General features: G+C 71.4%; 16 protein-coding genes. 8 read left to right on the forward strand and 8 right to left on the reverse strand.

Going from position 1 to position 22,349, the window contains the following annotated elements; translation table 11 throughout:
- Window positions 1-1,272 (reverse strand): MFS transporter, encoded by a 1,272-nt coding sequence (locus BN1701_RS14980; protein WP_067520733.1) that lies wholly within the window; start codon window positions 1,270-1,272, stop codon window positions 1-3.
- A 188-nt stretch (window positions 1,273-1,460) separates the two neighbouring features.
- Here BN1701_RS14980 and BN1701_RS14985 point away from each other — a divergent pair, with 188 nt between their 5' ends.
- From BN1701_RS14985 to BN1701_RS15000, 5 genes are read left to right on the forward strand one after another with little or no spacing between them, the layout of a single operon-like run.
- Complete coding sequence (locus tag BN1701_RS14985; RefSeq protein ID WP_054049345.1) at window positions 1,461-3,140, forward strand: ABC transporter family substrate-binding protein; 1,680 nt, start codon at window positions 1,461-1,463, stop codon at window positions 3,138-3,140.
- The gene (locus BN1701_RS14990; RefSeq protein WP_054049347.1) at window positions 3,137-4,111 is read left to right on the forward strand and encodes an ABC transporter permease; all 975 of its coding nucleotides are present in this window, start codon (window positions 3,137-3,139) and stop codon (window positions 4,109-4,111) included. Before BN1701_RS14985 ends, BN1701_RS14990 begins: the two co-directional genes overlap by 4 nt.
- Window positions 4,108-4,917: an ABC transporter permease gene (locus BN1701_RS14995; RefSeq protein WP_054049349.1), complete on the forward strand. Its 810-nt coding sequence runs from the start codon at window positions 4,108-4,110 to the stop codon at window positions 4,915-4,917. Before BN1701_RS14990 ends, BN1701_RS14995 begins: the two co-directional genes overlap by 4 nt.
- Complete coding sequence (locus BN1701_RS35575; protein WP_157367995.1) at window positions 4,914-5,057, forward strand: hypothetical protein; 144 nt, start codon at window positions 4,914-4,916, stop codon at window positions 5,055-5,057. The genes BN1701_RS14995 and BN1701_RS35575 overlap by 4 nt, the downstream gene beginning before the upstream one ends.
- Window positions 5,054-6,814, forward strand: a complete 1,761-nt coding sequence (locus BN1701_RS15000) for an ABC transporter ATP-binding protein (protein WP_054049351.1) — start codon at window positions 5,054-5,056, stop codon at window positions 6,812-6,814. Before BN1701_RS35575 ends, BN1701_RS15000 begins: the two co-directional genes overlap by 4 nt.
- Window positions 6,815-6,929: 115 nt before the next feature.
- On the opposite strand, the gene BN1701_RS15005 is transcribed toward BN1701_RS15000, so the two are convergent.
- The 6 genes from BN1701_RS15005 to BN1701_RS15030 all read right to left on the reverse strand — a co-directional run bounded on the left by BN1701_RS15005 (window position 6,930) and on the right by BN1701_RS15030 (window position 14,862).
- A complete protein-coding gene (locus BN1701_RS15005; protein WP_157367996.1) occupies window positions 6,930-7,622 on the reverse strand; it encodes an acetyl-CoA carboxylase biotin carboxylase subunit family protein in 693 nt (230 codons plus the stop codon).
- Between the two features lie 100 nt (window positions 7,623-7,722).
- Window positions 7,723-8,964 carry an ATP-grasp domain-containing protein gene (locus BN1701_RS15010; RefSeq protein WP_197672095.1) on the reverse strand — a complete coding sequence of 414 codons (1,242 nt, stop codon included), beginning with the start codon at window positions 8,962-8,964 and terminating at the stop codon, window positions 7,723-7,725.
- A gap of 1 nt (window position 8,965) precedes the next feature.
- Window positions 8,966-10,174: an aminotransferase class V-fold PLP-dependent enzyme gene (locus BN1701_RS15015; protein WP_054049355.1), complete on the reverse strand. Its 1,209-nt coding sequence runs from the start codon at window positions 10,172-10,174 to the stop codon at window positions 8,966-8,968.
- Window position 10,175: 1 nt separating this feature from the next.
- Window positions 10,176-11,495, reverse strand: coding sequence for a pyridoxal-phosphate dependent enzyme (locus BN1701_RS15020; protein ID WP_054049356.1), 1,320 nt, complete (start codon window positions 11,493-11,495; stop codon window positions 10,176-10,178).
- Complete coding sequence (locus tag BN1701_RS15025) at window positions 11,492-12,844, reverse strand: hypothetical protein (protein WP_197672096.1); 1,353 nt, start codon at window positions 12,842-12,844, stop codon at window positions 11,492-11,494. Before BN1701_RS15025 ends, BN1701_RS15020 begins: the two co-directional genes overlap by 4 nt.
- 371 nt (window positions 12,845-13,215) lie before the next feature.
- On the reverse strand, window positions 13,216-14,862 hold the full coding sequence (locus BN1701_RS15030) for a pyruvate, phosphate dikinase (protein WP_172803258.1): 1,647 nt from the start codon (window positions 14,860-14,862) through the stop codon (window positions 13,216-13,218).
- Between the two features lie 72 nt (window positions 14,863-14,934).
- Between BN1701_RS15030 and BN1701_RS15035 the strand changes: the two genes are divergently transcribed.
- Window positions 14,935-15,561, forward strand: coding sequence for a hypothetical protein (locus tag BN1701_RS15035; protein WP_054049364.1), 627 nt, complete (start codon window positions 14,935-14,937; stop codon window positions 15,559-15,561).
- A 92-nt stretch (window positions 15,562-15,653) separates the two neighbouring features.
- Window positions 15,654-16,241, forward strand: coding sequence for a histidine phosphatase family protein (locus BN1701_RS15040; RefSeq protein ID WP_054055869.1), 588 nt, complete (start codon window positions 15,654-15,656; stop codon window positions 16,239-16,241).
- Window positions 16,242-16,256: 15 nt separating this feature from the next.
- Here BN1701_RS15040 and BN1701_RS15045 read toward each other — a convergent pair whose 3' ends face one another.
- Window positions 16,257-16,718 (reverse strand): VOC family protein, encoded by a 462-nt coding sequence (locus BN1701_RS15045; protein WP_054049366.1) that lies wholly within the window; start codon window positions 16,716-16,718, stop codon window positions 16,257-16,259.
- A gap of 160 nt (window positions 16,719-16,878) precedes the next feature.
- On the opposite strand from BN1701_RS15045, the gene BN1701_RS15050 reads away from it, so the two are divergent.
- Window positions 16,879-22,338, forward strand: a complete 5,460-nt coding sequence (locus BN1701_RS15050) for a carboxyl transferase domain-containing protein (RefSeq protein WP_054049368.1) — start codon at window positions 16,879-16,881, stop codon at window positions 22,336-22,338.
- Window positions 22,339-22,349: the final 11 nt, after the last annotated feature.

Genomic DNA, 22,349 nt, shown 5'->3' on the forward strand with positions numbered 1-22,349 from the left:
CTACGACGCCTGCTCGCGGGTGGGCATGTCCTTGAGGCGGGGGATGGCGGAGAGCACGATCGGCAGCGCGGCGAGCAGGAAGCCGACCGCCGCCACCCACAGGCCCGCGCGCAGGCCGAGGTAGCCGCCGACGACACCGCCCGCGATGGCGCCCGTCGTGCCGATCCCCCACATGATGGTGCGCATCCCCGCGGTCATCCGGCCCATGAGCGCCTGTGGCGTCACCGCCTGGCGCAGGCTTGTCCCCGCGACGTTCGACACCGCCAGCCCCGCGCGCATGAGGAAGAAGCCCGCGGTGACGCCGATGACGATGGTGAGGGTCGACCCGGCCGCCGCCGGGATGAGCAGCGGGCCCGCGTACCCGACGGCCACAGCGCCGACGTACACCTTGCCGAACGGGAACCGTCTGACCAAAGTGGACGCGACGGCGGCGCCGAGCACGCCGCCGATGGCACTCATCGCGACGATCAGGCCGATCAGGCCGGGGCTGAAGTGCAGTTCGCGGACGGCGTAGATGACGAACAGGGCCTCCACGAACATGTAGCAGAAGTTGAACGCCGCGCCCGCCACGGCCAGCACGCGCAGGTAGGGCTGGCCGACGATGAACTTGACGCCTTCGGCGATCTCCTTGCCGATGTGCCGTTTGGGTGACGGCGTTACGACCTCCGGCACCCGGATGAACCACAGCGACACCACCGACACCAGGTACGACCCCGCGTTCGCGACGAGCGCGAGGGGCGCGGTGAGCCACTGCACGAGCAGGCCGCCCAGGCCGGGCCCCGCGAACTCGGCGGCCGACGACGAGGCCGAGACCCGGCCGTTGGCCGCGACCAAGTGCTCCTGGCTGACGATGACCGGCACGTACGACAGCCAGCACACCTCGAACAGCACCGTGCACACGCCGATGACCAGCACGATCGCGGCCAGCGCGGGCAGGGTCAGCGCGTCCAGCGCGGCCAGGATCGGGACCAGGCCGACGAGTACGGCGCGGACCAGGTTCGCGTAGATCATCAGCGGCCGCTTGGCCTTGCGGTCGGCGAGCACGCCGAACGGCAGGGCTAAGAACAGGAACGGCAGGAACGCGAACGAGCGCAGCAGACCCAGCTGCTCGGGGGTGACCTGCAGGACGAGTACCGCGGTCAGCGGCAGGGCCAGGTTGGTGACCTGCACGCCGAACAGCGAGACCGTCTCGCCGAACCAGAACCGGCTGAAGTTCCGGTTCCGCCACAGGGTTTGCGGGTGGAGGGCCTCCGGGTCACGAACTTCAGTCACGCGCACCTCGATGCATCGGGCCCCCCTCAGGGCGAGTCGACGAACTCGCGCAGGCTAGCACAGACAATGAAAACCGTTCTCACATCCGAACCTTATTGAAAACGATTACCCTTTGCGTTACGGTCGCGGCGCTCAGAGGTTCGCAAGGCAGGCCAAGGCATTGCCGAAACAACGAGGAGTACGGACACATGGAGTTTCGGCGCAAGGCCGTCGCGCTGGGCGGCGCTGTGCTCGCCGCGGTGCTGGCGGTGTCGGGATGCGCGGCGACCGGATCGGCACCCGCCGCGCCCGGTCCGGCGGCGGGCGGGAAGCCGGATGTCAACGCCCAGCCCAGGTCCGCGCTGCGCGAGGGCGGCGACCTGCGGGTGCCGATCGACGCGCTGCCTGCCAATTTCAACCCCAAGCAGGTCAACGGCGCCAGGGTGGTCAACTATCAGCTGGCCGAGGCGATCCTGCCCAGCGCGTTCCTCGACGGCGCCGACGGCATTCCTTTGCTCAACAAGGCGTTCTTCGACAAGATCGAACTGGTGTCCACCGCGCCGCAGGTCGTGCGCTACACCATCGCGCCCGCCGCCAAATGGAGCAACGGAAGGCCGCTCACCTGGACGGACCTGCACGGCCATTGGCTTGCGCTGCGCGGAGAGGACAAGCGGTTCGAGGTGAACAACCACGTCGGCTACCGCGACGTCGCGAGCGTCGAGCGCGGCGGGTCGGACCGGGAGGCGGTGCTCACCTTCGCCCGCCCGTTCGCCGACTGGCCCGGCTTGTTCCGCCCGCTGGTGCCCGCGGAGCTGACCGCGAGCCCGGAGGCGTTCAACAAGTCGTGGCTCACCGGGCCTACGGTGACGGCTGGGCCGTTCGAGGTGGCGACCGTTGACACCACGGCCAAGACGGTCACCCTGCGTCGCAACGCCCAGTGGTGGCAGGAGAAGCCGCCGCTGGACCGGATCATCTTCCGCGTGCTCGCCCCGTCCGCGCGGGCCGACGAACTGGCCAACCACGGCATCGACCTGTATCCGATCGGCGGTGACATCGATCTCTTCACCCGCGCCAAGGCCATGCCGGACGTGGAGATCCGGCAGGCCACCGAACGGCGCGCGGGCCAGCTGACGTTCAACGGCGCCGACGGCGCGCTGCTGGCAGACGAGAAGCTGCGCACCGCGATCGCCCAGGGCGTCGACCCGCAGGCCGTCACGAAGGTGCTGGTCGGCCCGATGGCGCCGGGCGCGAAGGCGGTCGGCAACCACATCGTCCCGCCCGGATACGCGGGCCACAAGGACAACTCTGGGGTGCTGCCCTTCGACGCGGCCGCCGCGCGGGGCGCGCTCGACTCGCTCGGCTGGAAGCTGGACGGAAGTGTGCGGGTCAAGGACGGCAAGCCGCTGAGCCTGCGATTCGTGGTGCAGGCGACGCCGACCGGGCGGACGGTGTCCGGCGTGATCACCGAGCAGCTCGCCGCGATCGGCGTGCTGGCGAAGGTCGAGTCGGTGCCGACAGAACGGTTCCAGGACACCTACCTGCTGCCGGGCAACTTCGACATCATCGCGTTCGAGTGGACGAAGTCGCCGTATCCGATCTCGCATGACCGGCCGGTGTTCCAGAAGCCGGTGGGAGACAAGGCGGGCAACAACTTCGGTCGGATCCACATCGCCGAGATCGACGGGCTCTACGACAGCGCGATCGCCGAGTTCGACCCAGCCAAGCGCGCCGAGCTGGCCGACCGGATCGACGTGCTGGCCTGGAAGCACGCCCACCACCTGCCGCTGTACCCGGAGTCGGGCGCGTACGCGGTGCGCAAGGACCTGGCCAACTACGGCGCCCGCGGGCTGGGGGTCTACGGGTTCGCCGTGGCCGGGTTCATGAAGTGACGCCGCGGCTCATCGGCAGACTCGGCGGGCGGGTCGCGCTGTGCCTGGCCACGACGTTCCTCACGTTCCTGTTGGCCTCGCTCAGTTTCGACCCGCTCGCCGAGCTGCGCGCCACCCAGCCGCCCACCCCGCAGGAGGTGTTGGACGCGCGGTCGGCCGCGTTGGGTCTCGACGAGCCGATCCCGCTGCGGTTCCTGCACTGGCTGGCGGGCGTCCCGGCGGGCGACTTCGGCCTCACCGTCGGCGGCGCCGACATCGCCGACGAGGTGTGGCGGCGGGCCGGTACCAGCCTGCGTTTGTTCGCCCCGGGCAGCGTGCTGGCGGTGGTGCTGGGCATCGCGCTCGGCGTGTGGGGCGCGCTGCGCGCGCGGCGGCTGTCGGACCAGCTGTCGATGTTCGGGGCGCTGGTGCTGCTGGCGATCCCCGTGTTCGTGCTCGGGACGCTGCTGAAGATGCTGTGGCTGCCGATGAACCAGGCCGCGGGCACCGACCTGCTTCCGTTCTCCGGCGAGACCACGCCCGGCTCGGCGCTGACGGGCTGGGCCGACATCGGCGACCGGGTCCGGCACCTGGTGCTGCCGACGATCACCATCGCCCTGCCCCAGATCGCCTTCTACAGCCGCTACCAGCGCGCCGCCATGCTTGAGGTGCTCAACAGCGACTTCCTGCGCGCCGCAAGGGCGAAGGGCCTGCGACGCGGCCAGGCGGTGCGCGGGCACGGGCTGCGGATGACCCTGATCCCGATGACCGCCCTGGTCGCGTTCAGCTTCGGCCTGCACCTGGCGGGCGGCGTGTTCACCGAACGTGTCTTCGGCTGGCACGGCCTGGGCGACTGGATGCTGTCGAGCATCAGCGAACAGGACGCGATGGTGGTGGCCACTACGACACTGCTGCTGGCGGTGCTGGTGGCCGTGGTCGGCTGGCTGGCCGACATCGCCCTGACCCTGCTCGACCCCAGGACTCGCACATGACGACCACCCAGCGCCGCACTCTCGCGGTGGGCGTGGGCCTGCTGCTCGCCTTGGCCGCGGCGGCCGTCATCGGGCCCGCCCTGTCGCCATACGACTACGCCCAACAGAACCTCGACGCGATCTTCGCCCCGCCATCGCTCGCCCACCCGCTCGGCACGGCCCGGCTGGGCGAGGACGTGCTCATCCAGTGCCTGCGCGGCCTGCAGAAGTCGCTCGTGCTCGGGCTGCTCGCGGCCGTGGTCACGACCGTGCTCTCGGCGGTGGTGGGCACACTCGCGGGGTACCTGGGCGGCCTGGCCGACCGGGTGCTGATGACGGTGGTGGACGTTCTGCTCGTCCTGCCGTCGATCCTCATCGTGGCGGTCGTCTCGCCCACGCTGCGCGGGCAGTCCTGGCTGGTCCTGGTCGTGCCGATCGCGGCGTTCCAATGGATGCTGACGGCGCGCGCCCTGCGAGCCAGGGCGCGGGCGCTGCGGTCGTCGGGGTTCGTCGTGGCCGCCGAGAACATGGGCGCGTCCGTGCCGAGGGTGGTGGTCCGCCACCTGCTGCCGCAGATGCTGCCGCTGCTGGCCATCGACTGCACGATGAACGTCGCGACCGCGATCCTCGCCGAGGCGGGGCTGAGCTACTTCGGGTTCGGGGTGCAGCCGCCGGACGTCTCGCTCGGCTCGCTGGTGGCGGCGGGCACCGGCTCGGCGCTCACATTCCCCTGGGTCTTCCTCGCCCCCGTGGGATTTCTGGTCGTCACCGTGATCGGTGTCGGGTTGGTCGGCGAGGGGCTGCGCGGCGAAGAGGGGACGACATGACCGCTCTGCTGACGATCGGGGACCTAGCGGTGGCTTTCGGCGCGCGCCGCGTGGTGGAAGGCCTCGACCTGACGGTCGACAGCGGTGAATCCACCGCCCTAGTCGGCGAGAGTCTGCGCGGCGAGGAGGGGACGGGATGACCGCTCTGGTGGAGATCAGCGACCTGGCCGTGACGTTCGGCGCGCGCCGCGTGGTGGAAGGCCTCGACCTGGCGATCGACCGGGGTGAGTCAATCGCGCTGGTCGGCGCGTCCGGGTCGGGCAAGTCGGTCACCGCGAACGCCGTGCTCGGGCTGCTGCCCGCGGCGGCGGCGGTGTCCGGGTCGGTGCGCCTGGACGGCCGCGAGTTGCTGGGCCTGCGGGACCGGGAACTGTCGGCGATCCGGGGCAGGCGGATCGCGATGGTGTATCAGGATCCACTGGCCGCGCTCACACCCGTGATCCCCGTCGGCGCGCAGATCGCCGAGGCCGTCACGGTCCACCAGCGCGGCCTGTCCCGGCGGGCCGCGCGCGAGCGGGCCGTCGAGTTGCTGGAGCTGGTGGGCATCGCCGACCCCGGCCGCCAGGCAGGCGCCCTGCCGCACGAGTTCTCCGGCGGGATGCGCCAGCGGGCGGCGATCGCGATGGCGCTGGCCAACGACCCTGACCTGATCATCGCCGACGAGCCGACCAGCGCGCTGGACGTCACCATCCAGGCCCAGATCCTCGACCTGCTCGACGACGTCCGGCGGCGCACGGGCGCCGCGCTGCTGCTGATCACCCACGATCTCGGGGTGGTCGCCCGCGCGTGCGACCGGATCGCGGTGCTGCACCATGGCCGCCTGGTCGAACACGGCGACGTCGAGCCGCTGTTCGACCGGCCCCGCAGCGCCCACCTGCGGGAGCTGCTGACCGCGCGGTCCCTGCCGACCCAGCCGCGGCGCGCGGGCGGTGCGACGGTGCTGCGGATCACCGGGCTGCGCAGGCACTTCCCGCTGCGCCGCGGCCGCGTGCTCCGCGCGGTCGACGGGGTCGACCTGGAGCTGGCGGCGGGTCAGGCCGTGGCGGTGGTCGGCGAGTCGGGCTGCGGCAAGACGACGGTGTTGCGCGAAGTCCTGCGGCTGCGGGAGCCGATGGCGGGCTCGGTGGAGGTGCTCGGCCACGACCTCGCCGCGCTGAGCCGTGCCGACCGCGCCGCGCTGCGCAGGCAGGTCCAGACGGTGCCGCAGGACCCGGCGGGATCGCTGAACCCGCGCATGACCGTCGCCGACCTGATAGCGGAGCCGCTGCGCGTGCACGGCGAGTCCCGGGCCGCGTGCCGGGCCAGGGTCGAGGAGCTGTTGGGCCTGGTGGACCTTCCGGCCGACAGCGCGCACCGCGGGCCAACGGAGCTGTCCGGCGGCCAGCGCCAGCGGGTCGCGATCGCCCGCGCCCTGGCCCCGGCCCCGCGTCTCGTGCTGCTCGACGAGCCGGTGTCCGCGTTGGACACCGCGCTGCGGGCCGGGATCATGGACCTGCTCAATGACCTGCGCGACCGGCTCGACCTGGCGTTCCTGATGGTGTCCCACGACATCGCCACCACCCGCCGCACGGTGGAACGGGTCGCGGTGATGTACCTGGGGCGGATCGTGGAGACCGGACCGGCGCCCCTCCTCGACGCCGCGCTGCACCCGTACACACGGGCGCTCGTGGCGGCGACGCCGCTGCTCGACGTACGCGCCGAGCGGGCCAGGACGCGGCACACGCTGCGCGGGGAGATCCCGAACCCGGCCGAGCGAATCGAGGGGTGCGCGTTCCGCTTCCGCTGTCCGGTGTTCGCGGAGCTGTGCGGGGCTGACCGGAGGCGGTGCGAGCGGGTGGCGCCGCAGCTGCTACCGGTAGGCGGGCAGCGGGTGGCGTGCCACCACCTACCCGGCTGAGCCCCGGCGGAGCGGACCGACGGATGCGCGTTCCGCTTCCGCCGGCTGTGTTCGCGCAGCTGCATGGCGCCGACCGGCAGGCAGGCGAGCGGATGGCGTACCACCGCGTACCCGGTCAAGCCCGGCGAAGCGGACCGACGAGCGCGCGCTCGGTCTGTGTTCGCGCAACTGCACGACGCTGTGTCCACGAACGTTGCCAGGCTCTCGACGGCCCAGCTTCCCGCAGGCCGCACCGCCGAAACGCCCAAGTACACCCAGTACGAGCGGCATTCCGGCGGCACGCCCAGCGGAAACCTGGATCCGCCGATAGCCCGACAACGCTCATGGACACAGCATTAGAACTGCCCGAGCGCGGCTTGAGCACGACGGGCCAGCCGTGTTCCCCGGCGAACCCGACAACGTCGGCCGCGGACTCGGCAGGGGCGAACGCGGGCACGTCCACGCCCGCCGCCGCCACCGTCCGGCACATCGCCGGCTTGTCCCGGAACAGCGCCACCTCGGCCTCGGTCGGCCCGGCGCAACCCCACTCCGCGCGCAGCCGGGCCGCGACCATCAGGTCGTCCTCCTTGAGCGCGACGACCCCGGTCGGCGGGTCCCAGCGGGTCGCCAACGCCCGCACCTCGGCCAGTACGGCGGGCAGGTCGTCGGTGGCGGGCACGACGACGACCTCGGCGGCGTTCGGCGGCACCGAGTCGACGCCGACGTCGGTCGTCACATAGGTGACCGCGTGCCGGTCGTGGTCGAGGTGGCGGGCGTACTCGGCGTACCGGTCGCGCCAGCGGTGCGGCACGACGATATGTGGTGTCACCCGCACCTGCCCCGGCTCCGGTCCCACCCGCCCCCCACCGGTTCCACCGCCTGCCCCGCCCGCACCAGTCCTGGCGCCGGATCCGTCGAACCAGGAGGTGTCACGACTCGGCGATCTGGTAGAAGCCGTGTCCGTCCAGGTAGTTGACGGCGCGGAAGTCGTCGGCGACGACCTCGGCCAGCGGGTGCGCCAGCCCGATCATCAGCGGCTCGGTCGAGTCGTCGACCGTGCGCGGCAGCCACTCCCCCGGATTCACGCCCACGTGTGCCTTGTGGAAGCTCGGCAGGTCGCGGACCTGGTCCAGCAGCGGATATCCCACCAGCGTTCCCTCCACCGGGGACGTCAGATAGGCCATGACGACGTGCCGCTCGACCGTGTGCGGACGCTGGTACCGCTCGGCGAACCTTTCCGGCGCGAGGTATGCGTCGACCGTCCACTCCAGTTGGGACTCCCCACCCGCGAGCGTCGCGTAGTGCGCGGCGCCGCCGCCGCACAGCCGGATGCCCGCCTCGACCAGGCACGGCCCGTCGGGAGTGCGCATGATCTCCAGGTGCGCGGGCCCGTGTCCGACACCGAGCGCGTCGAGCGCCGCCGCCGCGTAGCCGACGAGATCGGGAACGTCGGCGACCGGCACCGAGAACACCCCCGCGTGGCGGTCGACCACGCCGTTGACGGTCATCTTCGCGTAACGCCAGATGTCGGTGACCCGGTGCCTTCCCCCGCTGCTGACCGTGTTCACCGCGTACTCGGCGCCCACCAGGTACTCCTGCGCGACCACGCCGTCGTTGCGCTCGGCGAAGATGTTGGTGCTGCCCAGGATCGCCTGGTACGCCGCCACCGACTCCTCCGGCGTCGCGCAGAAGGTCACCCCGTCGTTGCCCGCGCTGCGGATCGGTTTGACCACGACCCGGCCGCCGATACCCGCGTGCCACGCCCGCAGTTCGTCCTCCCCGGTGACCAGCAGCTGCCGGGTGGCCCGCAGGCCCGCCGCGCGCAGCGTCTCGTTCTGGGCGAACTTGTTGCGCCGCGCCGCGCTGTGGTGGGTGCCGTTGGTGGGCAGCCCCAGCGCCTCGCTGAGCTGGTCGGCCAGTTCGACACCAGGCTCACCTGCGGTGATCACAAGGTCGGGCTGGTGCTTGGCCACCGCGTCCCTGGTCGCGTCGACGTCACCGAAGTGGACGATGTTGTCGGCGAACCAACTCAGGTCGGGATGGCTGCGGTAGAACGGGAGCGCGTCCACCGTGCTCTGCACCCGCACGACCGAGGCGCCCGTGTCGAGGAACGCCACGGCCAGCGCCAGGGTCGGCGCGTAGACGTCCACCATCACCACGGTCTTGCCCATCTCAGATCCCTTCGCAGCGACGCACGACCGACAGCAGGCGGTCGATCTCGTCGGGGGTGTTGTAGACGTGCGGGCTCACCCGGACCGCGCGGTCGGCGCTGTCGCGTCCGGCCTGGCAGTGGCTGTCGGCGCGGACCATGATCCCCTCGTCGGCCAGCACGAAGCCGAGGTCGTCGGAGCGGACTTTGCGGTGCCGGAACGTGACGATCCCCTCGCGGCGCTGCACGTCCGAGTCGGCGGTGAGACTGCGCTGGCAGCCCAGCACCTCGACGTCGGCCATCCGGCTCAGGCTGTCGGTGAGCAGCACGCCCAGCGCCGTGGACCACTCCCGGACGCGGTCGAGGCCCGCGGCGTCGAGCCAGTCGAACGCCGCGCCCAGGCTGACGATCCCGGCCGTGTTCGGCGTGCCCTCCCAGCCGCGCAGCGCGAAATGGGGGCCGCGCCGGTTGCGCGCCCACACCGCGCCGACCCCGGTCAGCGCGAGCATCTTGTGCCCGGAGAACACGATGAAGTCGACGTCGAGGTCGGCGACCGACACCGGGCCGTGGCCGACGCTCTGCGCCGCGTCGAGGCAGATCGGCACGTCCGGTCCGACCGCCTCGCGGATACGGTGCACGTTCATGTTCGCGCCGTAGACGTGGTGCACGTGGGTGGCCGCGACGAACCGGGTCCGCGGGGTGACCAGCGCGGGCAGCGCGCGGTGGTCGTAGTCGCCGGACGTCGGGTCGACCGGCATGGGCACGACCCCGATCCGCACGCCGCGCAAGGCCAGCGTGTCCCGCAGGTCCAGCCACGGCCGCAGGTTGGCCTGGTGGTCGCCGAACGGGACGATGATCTCGTCCCCGTCGGCCAGGATGTCGGCCAGCCAGTCGTTCGCGACCGCGCGCAGGCCGTGACTCGTGCCGCTGACGAACTCCACTGTGGACGCTGTGTCGCCCGCGGTGTCGCCCAGCGCCAGCCGGACCCGCTGCCGGACCTGGGCGACGCGCTCGGTAGCGGTGTTGGCCCACGGGTAGGAGCCGCGGCCGATGTTGGCGTTGGTCGTCGTCAGGAACTCGGCGACGGCGTCGAGCACCGCGCGCGGTTTCTGGCCCGTGGCCGCGCTGTCGAGATAGGCCACGGCGGGATTCGCGGTCAGGATGGGGAACTGCGCGCGCAGATCGCACTGCCAGTCGTGCAGCCGCTCCAGCGGCGAGGTGAGGGTGGTCATGTCAGTCCCGAACCAGCGGAGCGCCCGCGTCCCGCCACGCCACCACGCCGCCGCGCAGGCTGCGCGCGTCCCGGTGGCCCATCCTGGTCAGCAGCGCCGCGTACCGCGCCGACTTCTCCCCGACCGGGCAGACCAGCAGCACCGGCTTGCCCGCCCCGAATGGCAGCCCGCCGTGCAGCACTTCCTCGAACAGCTCGTCGACGATGTTGACCGAGTCCTCGATGTGCAGCGCCGAGTAGGCGAACGACCCGCGCAGATCCACCACCAGCGGCTTCGCCTCGGCGATCCACTGGCGTGCGTGGTCGACGTCGACCGCGTCGGCGGCGTCGATCTCGGCCGCGGTCAGCGAGGCCACCGAGTTGGCGCGCGGGGGCTGGTTGAGCAGTTCCGGCCTGCGCTCGCGGACATAGCTCATGTAGCTCTCGACCCGGTCACACACGATGAACACCGCGGTGTGCCGCTCGGTCAGCGACTCGTCCAGCATCGCCAGGTAGCGCACGGCGCCGAAGTACGCCGCGCCGCCGGTCGGCCCGCCGAGCATCCCGCAGCGGCGGTTCAGCGTGAGCATCCCGTCGATGGCCTGCTGCGCGGTGACCGACTCGATCGTGTCGTAGGTGCCGGGGTCGAACAGGCCGACCTCGTTGACCTCGTCGATGTTGCGGATGCCCGGGATGAAGTCGGACTTGTTCGCCACGAGGCCGATGATGTCGACCTCCGGGTTGTGGTCGCGCAGCGCCGCGGTGACCCCGGAGGACGACCCGGCGGTGCCCACGCAGGCGATGAAGTGGTCCGGGGTGCGGCCGCCGAGATCCTTGATGATCTCCGGGCCGGTGCCAGAGCGGTGCGCGTCGAGGTTGAGCGGGTTGAAGTACTGGTCGGTGTGCAGGTAGCCGTTGCCCTCCTCGGAGAGCATCCGGTACATCCGGGTCAGCGGGTCCTCGGTGTCGGTCGGGTCGAGGCACTCGGTCTGTCCGGGCAGTTCCTCGATCTGCGCGCCCAACAGCAGCAGCAGGTCCTTGATCTCGGGGACCTTCATCCGGTTGGTGACGCTCTTGAACGGCAGGCCGTGCATGGCGGCGATGACGGCCAGCGCCTTGGCCGTGTTGCCGCTGGACAGCTCCACGATCGAGTCGCCCCGCTCGACGGCTTCGGCCAGCCCCGCGCGGGCCATGTTCCACGCCGGCCGGTCCTTGACCGAGCCGAACGGGTTGAGCATCTCCATCTTCGCGTAGAGATCGATGTTGCGCAGTCCGTGCACCTCGGGTGCGATCCGGACCAATGGCGTGTCGCCGATGACGTCGGTGATGCTGTCGTATTTCATGCTCGTTCGTCCTTCGTCGGCCAGTATTCTTCGTCGAGACACCACTGCCACTGTTCCCCGGCGCGGAACATCGCCACCTTGCGGGCGATCGGCTGCATCAGCGCGTGATCTGCCGCGAAATCCATGAAATAGCCCGCGGTGTTCGCGAACACCAGCAGATCACCGGGCGTGGGCGCGGCGGGGAGAAACACCTTGCGGCGGGTGATGAGATCGTCTTCGAGACAGAGGTTCCCGGACAGATAAACCCCGGTGGGCGGGCCGGGGTCGGCGCCGGGCGGCTTGACCAGCAGCGGGTCCATCATGACCGCGTGGTCTTCCATGCTGATGTCGCGTGAATTCGCGGCGATTCGGACCAGGGTGTCGCCGGAATTCATCCGGCGCACCTCCTCGACCCTGGCCAGGGTCAGTCCGCACTGGTCGAGCAGCGCGCGGCCGGGCTCGATCTGCAGGTCGTAGAGGTTCTCCAGCAGCAGCGTGGCCAGCGGCCTGCGCAGCGACGGCGCGTCCCGCGACAGCAGCTCATCGAGATAGCGCGCGCCCGCGACCGGCCGGAACCCCGGGTACAGGCCCAGCGCCCCGCGCAGCGTCCCGGCCTCGGCGCGCAGGCCGTAGCCGTGGTTCTGCCAGGTCAGGGCGGGCCGCTTGCCGAGCACGGCGTTGTTGAGCTCGGTGGTGTAGTTCTCCCACTCGGCGAGGTCGTCGAGATAGCTGACGCCGTACCCGCCGCCGATGTCGACGGCCGTCGGCTGGAACCCGCGCCGCGCGCACTCCCGCATCGCGTGCAGGCAGCCCTCCAGCGCCAGCGCCTTCTCCGGCAGGCCGTTGGTGTCGAGGTGGTAGGCCACCCCGACCAGGTCGAGGGTGTCGCGGTGCTTGTCGAGCACGTCGAGCAGGCCGGGCAGTTCCCGCACGTGCGCGCCGAACCGGCTCGGCCTGCTCAGCACGGTGACACCGGTCGACTCGAAGGCCGACAACCGCAGCGTGACCCTGGCCCGGACCGCCAGCGCGCCGAGTTCGATCAGTTCCTCGCGCGAGTCGGCGCTGATCAACGCCCCGACGCGCGCGGCGAGCCAGAGGAACTCGGCGCTCTTGGGCCCGGTGGCGATGATCCGCTCGCCGGGGATCCCGGAGGCGAGAACATGCTGGAGTTCGGCGAGGGAGGCGACGTCGACGCCGGTCCCCTCGGCCGACAACGCCCTGATAAAAGCACTCGACCGATTCGCCTTGTGCGCGAAGTAGACACCCCCGGAGAGGTGGTGCTTGGCGTAGACGCGGCGATATTCGGCCACGTTGTCGACTATCTGGCGCGGCAGCACGACGTTGAGCGGAGAGCCCAGCGCTCGCACCATGGTGAACAGGGTGCTTGACTCCTGCACTATTTCCCGCATGGATTCGCCCATACGCGGACGTAACTGGAGTTCCGTGGACAAAGTTCCCCCAATTCGCGTTTCCACCACTGCAGGACAGAGGACATCGGCGACGGCCGAAGGCACCCGCCATGGAGTCGTTCGCGAATCTAGCACGACCACCGATTGCGTGGCACAAATTGCTCCGAATGCCATATTATAAAAGCGCGACATGTAGATGTGACAATATGTCGATAGGCTATTTCATCCGCGGATAATGGCTCGGTGAAGGCGCAGGCGCGACGGTGCCTGAGCTTCGTTCCAACGCGTATCAGCCCGCTGCCCGGCGGGCAGTGGGCTGATGTCAACAGTGGTCAGGCGTCGGGGCGCAGCACGGCGTGGGCGGCTTCCAGGCGGTCCTGTTCGGTGCCCGCCGTGCGGCCGGACACCTCGTCGGCCCAGTCGAGCAGGCGGTGCAGCCGGGGGTCGGCGGTCGCGGTGGTGACCGGAGACTCACCGAGGACGACCTCGCCGCTGCCGCCGTCGATGGTGATGGTGTCGCCGTCAGTGAGGGTGCGGGCGCCGACGCGGACCTGGCCCTCGGCGGCGTCCACCGTGAGGTCGGCGGCGCCCACGACCGCGGGTTTGGCCATGGAACGCGCGACGACCGCGGCGTGGCTGGCCGGGCCGCCGTGGGCGGTGACCACGCCAGCGGCCGCGGCGAGGCCATGGATGTCCGCGGGCGAGGTGTGCGGACGCACCAGCACGACCGGGCCGTCCGCCGCCATGCGTACGGCCTTGTCCGCGGTGGTGGCCAGGCGCCCGACCGCGACGCCCGGGCAGGCACCCAGGCCTCGGGTGAGCACGACGGCCCCGGCCGCGGTGTCCACGCGCGGAGTGTGGAGGGCGCGCAGGTCTTGCGGCGAGACCCGCAGCAGCGCCTCGTCGCGGGTGATGACCGACTCGTCGACCAGGTCCACCGCGACCCGCGTCGCGGCGCCCCCGGTGAAGCGGCCGCGCCGGACCTGCAGCAGCCACAGTCGGCCGCTCTCGAAGGTGAACTCCACGTAGCACGAGTCGCGGTAGTGCTCCTCGATGCGGCCCATCGCGTCCAGGAGCCCGGCCCAGACCTCCGGCTCCCGTTCGGCGAGCTCGCCGAGCGGTTCGGTCGCCGACGTCCCGGACACGACATCCTCGCCCTGGCGCGCGAACAGCACCTCGCCGAACGGGGTGCGCGCGCCGGTGTTGGGGTCGCGGCTGAACGCGACGCCGCTGCCGCTGCGGTCGTCGCGGTTGCCGAACACCATCGCCTGCACCACCACGGCCGTGCCGAGGTCGTCCGGGATGCCGTGCAGGGTGCGGTACGTCCGGGCGCGCGGCGTGTTCCACGACCGGAACACCGACCGCACGGCCACGTCCAACTGATCTCGGGCGTCATCAGGGACCCGGTCGCCGGTCCGTTCGAGCAGGAACGCCTCGACGTCGGCCAACGCGGCGGCGGCGTTGGCCTCCGGGCTCTCCGGCGCCCTGGCGCCCCGGCGCGCGGCGGCGGCCAGTTCCTCGGCGCCGAGCCCGTGCACGGCCGAGGCGAAGCTGGTCAGCAACCGCTGGCGGGAGTCGAGGGCGAAGCGGCGGTCACCGGTCTCGGCGGCCAGCGCCGCGGTGGTGGCGTCGGTGAGCCCGAGGTCGAGCACTGTGCTCATCATGCCCGGCATCGACACGCTGCCGCCGGAGCGGACCGACACGACCAGCGGCCGATCGGTCCCGCCGAATCGCCTGCCGGTGTCGGCCTCCAGGACCGCGATCGCGGCGTCGAGCTCGTCGTCGAGGCCGTCGGGGAACCGCCCGTCGCGAAGGAAGATCCGACACGCCTCGGTGCCGACGACGAACGCGGGCGGCACCGGCAACCCGAGGCGACGCAACAGGACCAGACCGCTGCCCTTGCCGCCAAGCGCGCTGACGTCTTCCTCCGCCTCGGCGGAGACCGGGTGAACCCACTTCCCGAACGGGGCTGCGCCCACGTTCGCCCCCTGTTCTTTCACATCGGCCCGTCCGTCGAATGCTACCTGCCGCTATCCGGATAGCATGGCGCGGTGTCTGAACAATTTCCCGACCGAACCACGCTGTCGGTACTGCATTTCCTGCGGTGCGCGGGTTTCACCATCCCACTTCGCATTACCCAGGCGACCGGCCTCACCGAGTCGACCGTCGAGTCCACGCTGATCGATCTCGGGGTGGCCGGGTTCGTCACCAAGACCCCCGGCGAGTTCGGCGGCTGGGGACTCACCCCGGCGGGTACCGCCGAGGACGCCCGGCTGATCGCCGACGAACTCGACCGGGCGGGCGCGCGGGAGGCGGTGACGGCGACCTTCGCCGCGTTCATGGTCCTCAACCCGGAGGCGCTCGATCTCTGCTCCGCGTGGCAGATGCGCTCTGTCGACGGGACCATGCTGCCCAACGACCACTCCGCCGCCGACTACGACGCGCGCGTCATGGGTCTGTTCGCGGACTTCCACGAGCGCGCGGCCACCGTGTGCGCCGAGCTGTCCGCCGCCCTGCCTCGGTTCGACCACTACCACCGCAGGCTCACCGACGCGCTCGACCGGGCCAAGGGCGGCGACATCGACTACGTCACCGACAACACCAACTCCTATCACACGGTTTGGTTCCAGCTGCACGAAGACCTGCTCGTGACGCTCGGCATTCCCCGGACGCACTGAGGAATCATTCTCCGGCTCGCCACTCATTCGAACCTGCGGTTCACCCTCATCCCAATGAATGTTTTGCGGTTCGCCGCGAAAGGATGACCATCATGGCGACCAGGCATGTGTACGTGGTGCGGCACGGCGCCGCGGACACGTTCGGCGAGCTGACCGACGTCGGGCGCCGACAGGTGGCACTGCTCGGGGAGCGGCTCGCGGACCTCCCGGTGACCGCGGTATGGCACTCGCCGCTGCCGAGGGCGGTGGCCACGGCGCGGATCCTGCAGGCGTACCTGCCCGCCGCGTCCGTGGCCGAGGCCGCGGAACTGGTGGACCACGTGCCGTACGTCCCGGACCCGGTGCCGCCCGCCTGGGCGGGGTTCTTCGACGGCTACGACAGCGCCGAGGCCGCCTCGGGCACCCGCATCGCCGAGGCGCTCGTCGCGCGGTTCGCGCGGCCCGCCGAGACCGAGGTCCACGAGGTGCTGGTGACGCACGCCTACCCGGTGGCGTGGCTGGTCCGGGACGCGTTGGCGGCGCCGCCCGTGTCCTGGCTCGGCCTGCCCGTGGGCAACACCGCGCTGACCGCGATCGAGTACCGGGACGGCGTCGCGCCGACCCTGCTGGTGCACAACGACATGGGTCACCTGGACGGCGACCTGCGGTGGACGGGGTTCGGGCCCGCGGTGCGGCCCTGACGTACGTGGGCCGTGTCAGTCCAGGCAGAACTCGTTGCCCTCGGGGTCGGTCATCACGATGTGGCCCGCGCTCATCGGGGTTGCGGGCTCGTGGCGTTCCACCCGAGTCGCGCCCAGGGTGACGAGCCGGGCGCACTCGGCCTCCAACGCCGCCATCCGCTCCTCTCCCTGTAGGCCGGGCGCGGCGCGGACGTCCAGGTGAACCCGATTCTTGGCGACCTTGTCCCCCGGCACTCGCTGGAAGAACAGCCGCGGCCCCTCCCCATCCGGGTCCTCGATGGCCGACCTCGTGTTGCGCTGGTCCTCCGGCACGCCGACGCGCGCCAGGAAGTCGTCCCACGCGGCCAGTGGGTCGGCGCCCTCGGGCAGGTCGACGCCGGGCGGGCCGGGGTGGACGTAGCCCAGCACCTCACGCCAAAAGGTCGACAGGGCTCGTGGGTCCTGGGCGTCGAAAGTGACCTGGAGGTGGCGGCTCATCGGGGTGGCTCCGTTCGAGGGCGTCGGTGTCGATGGAACCACCCTGACATCACTTGCGGACAGGATCGGTCCGCGGCCTAGTGCCCAGGTTCGGCGCGCGTAGTCTGCTGGTCGGCGGCTCGGTGTCCGCCACACATAACGCAGAGGGAAGGTCGGTCGGGTGTTCCGCCGTATCGCGATCGTCAACCGTGGAGAGGCCGCGATGCGGCTCATCCACGCCGCCCGGGAACTGACCGCGGAGACCGGGACGGCGGTCGAGACGATCGCCTTGCACACCGACGTCGACCGCGGCGCCACGTTCGTCCGTGAGGCCGACGTCGCCTACGACCTGGGGCCCGCGTCGGCCCGCCCCTACCTCGACCTGAAGGTGCTCAAGAAGGCGCTGGTCGAGACCCGGGCCGACGCCGCCTGGGTGGGTTGGGGTTTCGTCGCCGAGGACCCGGCGTTCGCCTCGCTCTGCGAGGAGGTCGGCGTCACCTTCGTCGGCCCGAGCGCCGAGGCGATGCGCAAGCTCGGGGACAAGATCGGGTCCAAGCTGATCGCCGAAGAGGTCGGCGTGCCCGTCGCGCCGTGGAGCCGCGGACCGGTGGAGTCGCTGGACGCCGCCCTGGCGGCCGCGGCCGGGATCGGCTACCCGCTGATGTTGAAGGCCACCGCGGGCGGCGGCGGGCGGGGCATCCGCGTGATCACCGGCGCGGCCGACCTGACCGACGCCTACGAGCGCACCAGTCAGGAGGCCGCGCGGGCCTTCGGCAGCGGGGTCGTGTTCCTGGAGCGCCTCGTCACCGGCGCCCGGCACGTCGAGGTGCAGGTGATCGCGGACGGGCAGGGCACCGCGTGGGCGCTGGGCGTGCGGGACTGCTCGATCCAGCGGCGCAACCAGAAGATCATCGAGGAGTCGGCGTCCCCGGTGCTCAGCGCCGCGCAGACCGCCGAGCTCAAGTCCTCCGCCGAGCGGCTGGCCGTCGCGGTCGGCTACCGCGGCGCCGCCACCGTGGAGTTCCTGTACCACCCCGGGACCGAGATGTTCGCCTTCCTGGAGGTCAACACCCGCCTACAGGTGGAGCACCCGATCACCGAGGCCACCACCGGGTTCGACCTGGTCAAGGCCCAGCTGTGGGTGGCGGCCGGGAACCGCCTGGAGGGGGAGCCGCCGGTCGAGCGGGGACACGCCGTCGAGGCCCGGCTCAACGCCGAGGACCCGGACCGGGACTTCGCGCCGTCCCCCGGCCGCATCGCCAGGCTGGACCTGCCCTCCGGCCCCGGTATCCGGGTGGACACCGGGTTCAGCGAGGGCGACACCATCCCCGCCGACTTCGACTCGATGATCGCGAAGATCATCGCCCAGGGCCGCGACCGGGCCGAGGCGCTGAGCAGGCTGCGCCGGGCCATGGCCGACACCACGGTGATCATCGACGGCGGCGCGACCAACAAGAGCTTCGTGCTCGACCTGCTCGACCAGCCGGAGGTGGTCGACGCCAGCGCCGACACCGGCTGGATCGACCGGGTCCGCGGCGAAGGCAGGCTCGTCGCGCGGCGTCACTCCGCCGTGGCCATCGCCGCGGCCGCCATCCAGGCCTACGAGGAAGAGGAGAGCGCCGAACGGCAGCGGCTGCTGTCCACCGCGTTCGGCGGCCGCCCGCAGGTGCGGCACGAGAGCGGCCGCAAGCTCGACCTCAAGCTGCGCGGCGCCACGTACCGGGTGCGGGTCGCCAGGGTCGGGGCGATCCGGTTCCGGGTCGGCATCGAGGCGGGCGGCGACGTCCGCACCGCCGACGTCGAACTCGACCGGTTCGACCAGCACTCCGGCCGGATCTGCGTCAACGGCACCCGGCACCGCCTGCTCCTGGGCACCGCGGGCCCGGTGGTCCTGGTCGAGGTCGACGGGGTCGCGCACCGGGTCAGCCGCGACGAGGGTGGCGTCGTGCGCTCCCCCGCTCCCGCGCTGGTCGTGGCCACCCCGGTCGCGGCCGGGGCCGAGGTGGCGGCCGGGGCGCCGGTGCTCGTGCTCGAGAGCATGAAGATGGAGACGGTGATCCGGGCGCCGTTCGCCGCCCGGATCAAGGAGTGCGCGGTGGCCGTGGGCAGCCAGGTGGAGACCGGCGCCCCGCTGCTGCGGCTGGAACCGCTCGCCGAGACCGGCGCGGCGGACGCCGAGGCAGCAGAACCGGTGGAACTGGATCTGGCCGCGGCCCTCCCGCGGGTCTCGGCCACCGAGCGCGTCGAGCGCCTCGTGCAGGAGCTGAGCGGACAGCTGCTCGGCTTCGACGTGGACCCGCACGACGAGGGCAGGGTGCTGCAGGACTACCTCGCCGCCAGGCGGACCGCGATCGAGACGGGCCACCGGCCGCTCGCGGCCGAAGTAGGCCTGATGACCGCGTTCGCCGACTTGGCCGAGCTGAGCCGCAACCGGCCCGCGGGCGAGGACGTCGCGGGCGAAGGCCACCTGCACAGCGCGCGGGAGTACTTCCACACCTACCTGCAGAGCCTCGACGTTGACCGGGCCGGGCTGCCGGAGAAGTTCCGGGTCAGGCTCGCCAAGGCGCTGAGCCACTACGGCGTCACCGACCTGGAACGCACCCCGGAGCTGGAATCAGCCGTGTTCCGGATCTTCCTCGCCCAGCAGCGCGCGTCCGCCGACGCGGGTGTCGTCGCCACGCTGCTGCGCGCCTGGCTGCGGGAGCCGCCGCCGGACGACGCGCTGCGCGAACCGGTCGGGCTCGCCATGGAACACCTGGTGTCCGCGACCCAGGTCCGGTTCCCGGTGGTCGCCGACCTCGCTCGCGGCGTCGTGTTCGCCTGGCTCGGCCAGCCGCTGCTGCGCCGCAACCGGGCCAGGGTGTACGCCGACGTCCGCAGGCACGTTCGGCACCTGGCCGCCGACCCGGACGCCGCGGACCGCGGTGAGCGGATCGCCCAGATGGTGCGGACCACCGAACCCCTGGTGCGGCTGCTCAGCCAGTACCTGGAGCGGAACACGCGCGACAACGCGATCATGCTGGAGGTGCTGACCCGGCGGTACTACGGCAACCAGCGCCTCGTGGACATCCAAACCAGCGAGATCGGCGGTCGGACCTTCGTGACCGCCGAGCGCACCGACTTCACCGTGGTGTCCACCGCGGCTCGCCACGACGCCCTGGACGAGGCGCTGCGGGGCCTCGGCGCGCTGGCCGCGGGCGCGGGCCCGCTGGAAGCCGACATCTACCTGGCGTGGCGGGACCAGCCGGAGGACGCCGCCGAGCTGGCCACCGAACTGGCCGCCGTGGTCAACGCGCACCCGCTGCCCGCACAGGTCCGCAGGCTCACCATCGCCGTCGCGGGCCGCGGCGACGAGGTGATGCACCAGCACGTCACCTTCCGCCCGTCGGACTCGGGCATGGCCGAGGACCGGCTGATCCGCGGCCTGCACCCGTACATCGCCCAGCGGATGCGGCTGGAGCGGCTGCGCGAGTTCGACCTCACGCGCCTGCCCTCCGCCGACGAGGACGTGTACCTGTTCCACTGCGTCGCCCGAGGGAACCGCGCCGACGAGCGGTTGGTCGCCTTCACCCAGATCAGGGACCTGGTGGGGTTGCGCGACCACGACGGCCGCCTGGTGGCCCTGCCGACCGCGGAGAACACCCTGGCGACCTGCCTGGACTCGATCCGCCGCGCCCAGTCCCGGCGGTCGTCGGCGACGCGGTTCAACACCAACCGCGTCGTGGTCTACGTCTGGCCTGCCAGCGACATCACCCCCGCCGAACTGGAGCAGCTGGCCAAGCGGATCCTGCCGACCACCGCGGGGGCCTGCCTTGAGGAGATCGAGTTCATCCTCCGGCAGCGGAACCCGAAGACCGGTGAGCTGGTGCGGATCGCGCTGCGGATCACCTTCGACGCGGCGGGCAACCCGGCTCTCACCATCGGCGAGCCGTCCGACGCGCCTATCGCGCCGCTGGACGGCTACCGCCAGAAGGTGCTGCGGGCGAGCAGCCGGAACACCGTGTACCCCTACGAGATCACCAGCGTGATTGGCGAGTTCACCGAGTACGACCTGGACGCGGACCACACGCTGGTGCCGGTGGACCGGCCACGGGGAAGCAACTCCGCCGCCATCGTCGCGGGCGTCGTCAGCACCCCGACCGCGCGGCACCCGCAGGGCGTCACCCGGGTCGTGCTGCTCGGCGACCCGACCACCTCGCTCGGGGCGCTGTCCGAACCGGAGTGCCGCCGGGTGATCGCCGGGCTCGACCTGGCCGAACGGCTCCAGGTGCCGGTGGAGTGGTACGCGTTGTCCTCCGGTGCCCGCATCTCCATGGAGTCGGGCACCGAGAACATGGACTGGGTGGCCGCCGCGCTCAAGCGGATCGTCACGTTCACCCAGGACGGCGGTGAGATCAACATCGTGGTGGCGGGCATCAATGTCGGCGCCCAGCCGTACTGGAACGCCGAGGCCACGATGCTCATGCACACCAAGGGCATCCTGGTGATGACGCCCGACTCGGCCATGGTGCTCACCGGCAAGCAGTCGCTGGACTTCTCCGGCGGCGTCTCCGCCGAGGACAACTTCGGGATCGGCGGCTACGACCGCGTCATGGGTCCCAACGGGCAGGCGCAGTACTGGGCACCGGACCTGGCCGCGGCCCGGGAACTGCTGATGACGTACTACGACCACACCTATGTCGCTCCTGGGGAGGCCGGGCCTCGCCGGGTGGAGACCACCGACCCGCGCGACCGCGACGTCACCGGCTACCCGCACGAGGTGCCGGACAGTGACTTCACCAGCGTCGGGCAGATCTTCTCCGCCGCGACGAACCCGGACCGGAAGAAGCCCTTCGACATCCGGGTCGTGATGAGGGCACTGTCCGATCAGGACCGCCCGGTGCTGGAACGCTGGGCGGGCATGGCCGACGCCGAGACGGCCGTGGTGCAGGACGCGCACCTGGGCGGTATCCCGGTCTGCCTGGTGGGAATCGAGTCCCAGTCGGTGCAGCGGCGCGGCTTCCCGCCCACCGACGGCCCGGACACCTACACCGCGGGCACCCTGTTCCCGAAGTCGTCGAAGAAGGTGGCCAGGGCGATCACCGCGGCGAGCGGCAACCGGCCGCTGGTGGTGCTGGCGAACCTGTCCGGGTTCGACGGTTCACCCGAGTCGATGCGCAAACTCCAGCTCGAGTACGGCGCGGAGATCGGGCGGGCGATCGTGAACTTCCGCGGACCGATCGTGTTCTGCGTGATCTCCAGGTACCACGGCGGCGCGTTCGTGGTGTTCTCCAAGGCGCTGAACCCGAACATGACGGTGCTCGCGCTGGAGGGCTCGTTCGCCTCCGTGCTCGGCGGTGCCCCCGCCGCGGCGGTGGTGTTCACCCGCGAGGTCGCGGCCCGGACCGCGGCCGACCCGCGGGTGCGGGACCTGGAGACCCGGAGCGCGGCGGCCGTCGGTACGGACCGGGCCGCGCTGACCGCCGAGCTGGACGAGCTGCGCGCTGCGGTCCGGACCGAGAAACTCGGCGAGGTCGCGGTCGAGTTCGACCGCGTCCACAACATCGAACGCGCGGTCGAAGTCGGCTCGGTCGACGCCGTGATCCGGGCCGCCGAGCTGCGGCCGCGGATCATCGAGGCGATCGAAACCCGGTACCCGTAAGCGGTTCAGGG

The organism is Alloactinosynnema sp. L-07 (assembly GCF_900070365.1).
Lineage (GTDB): Bacteria > Actinomycetota > Actinomycetes > Mycobacteriales > Pseudonocardiaceae > Actinokineospora.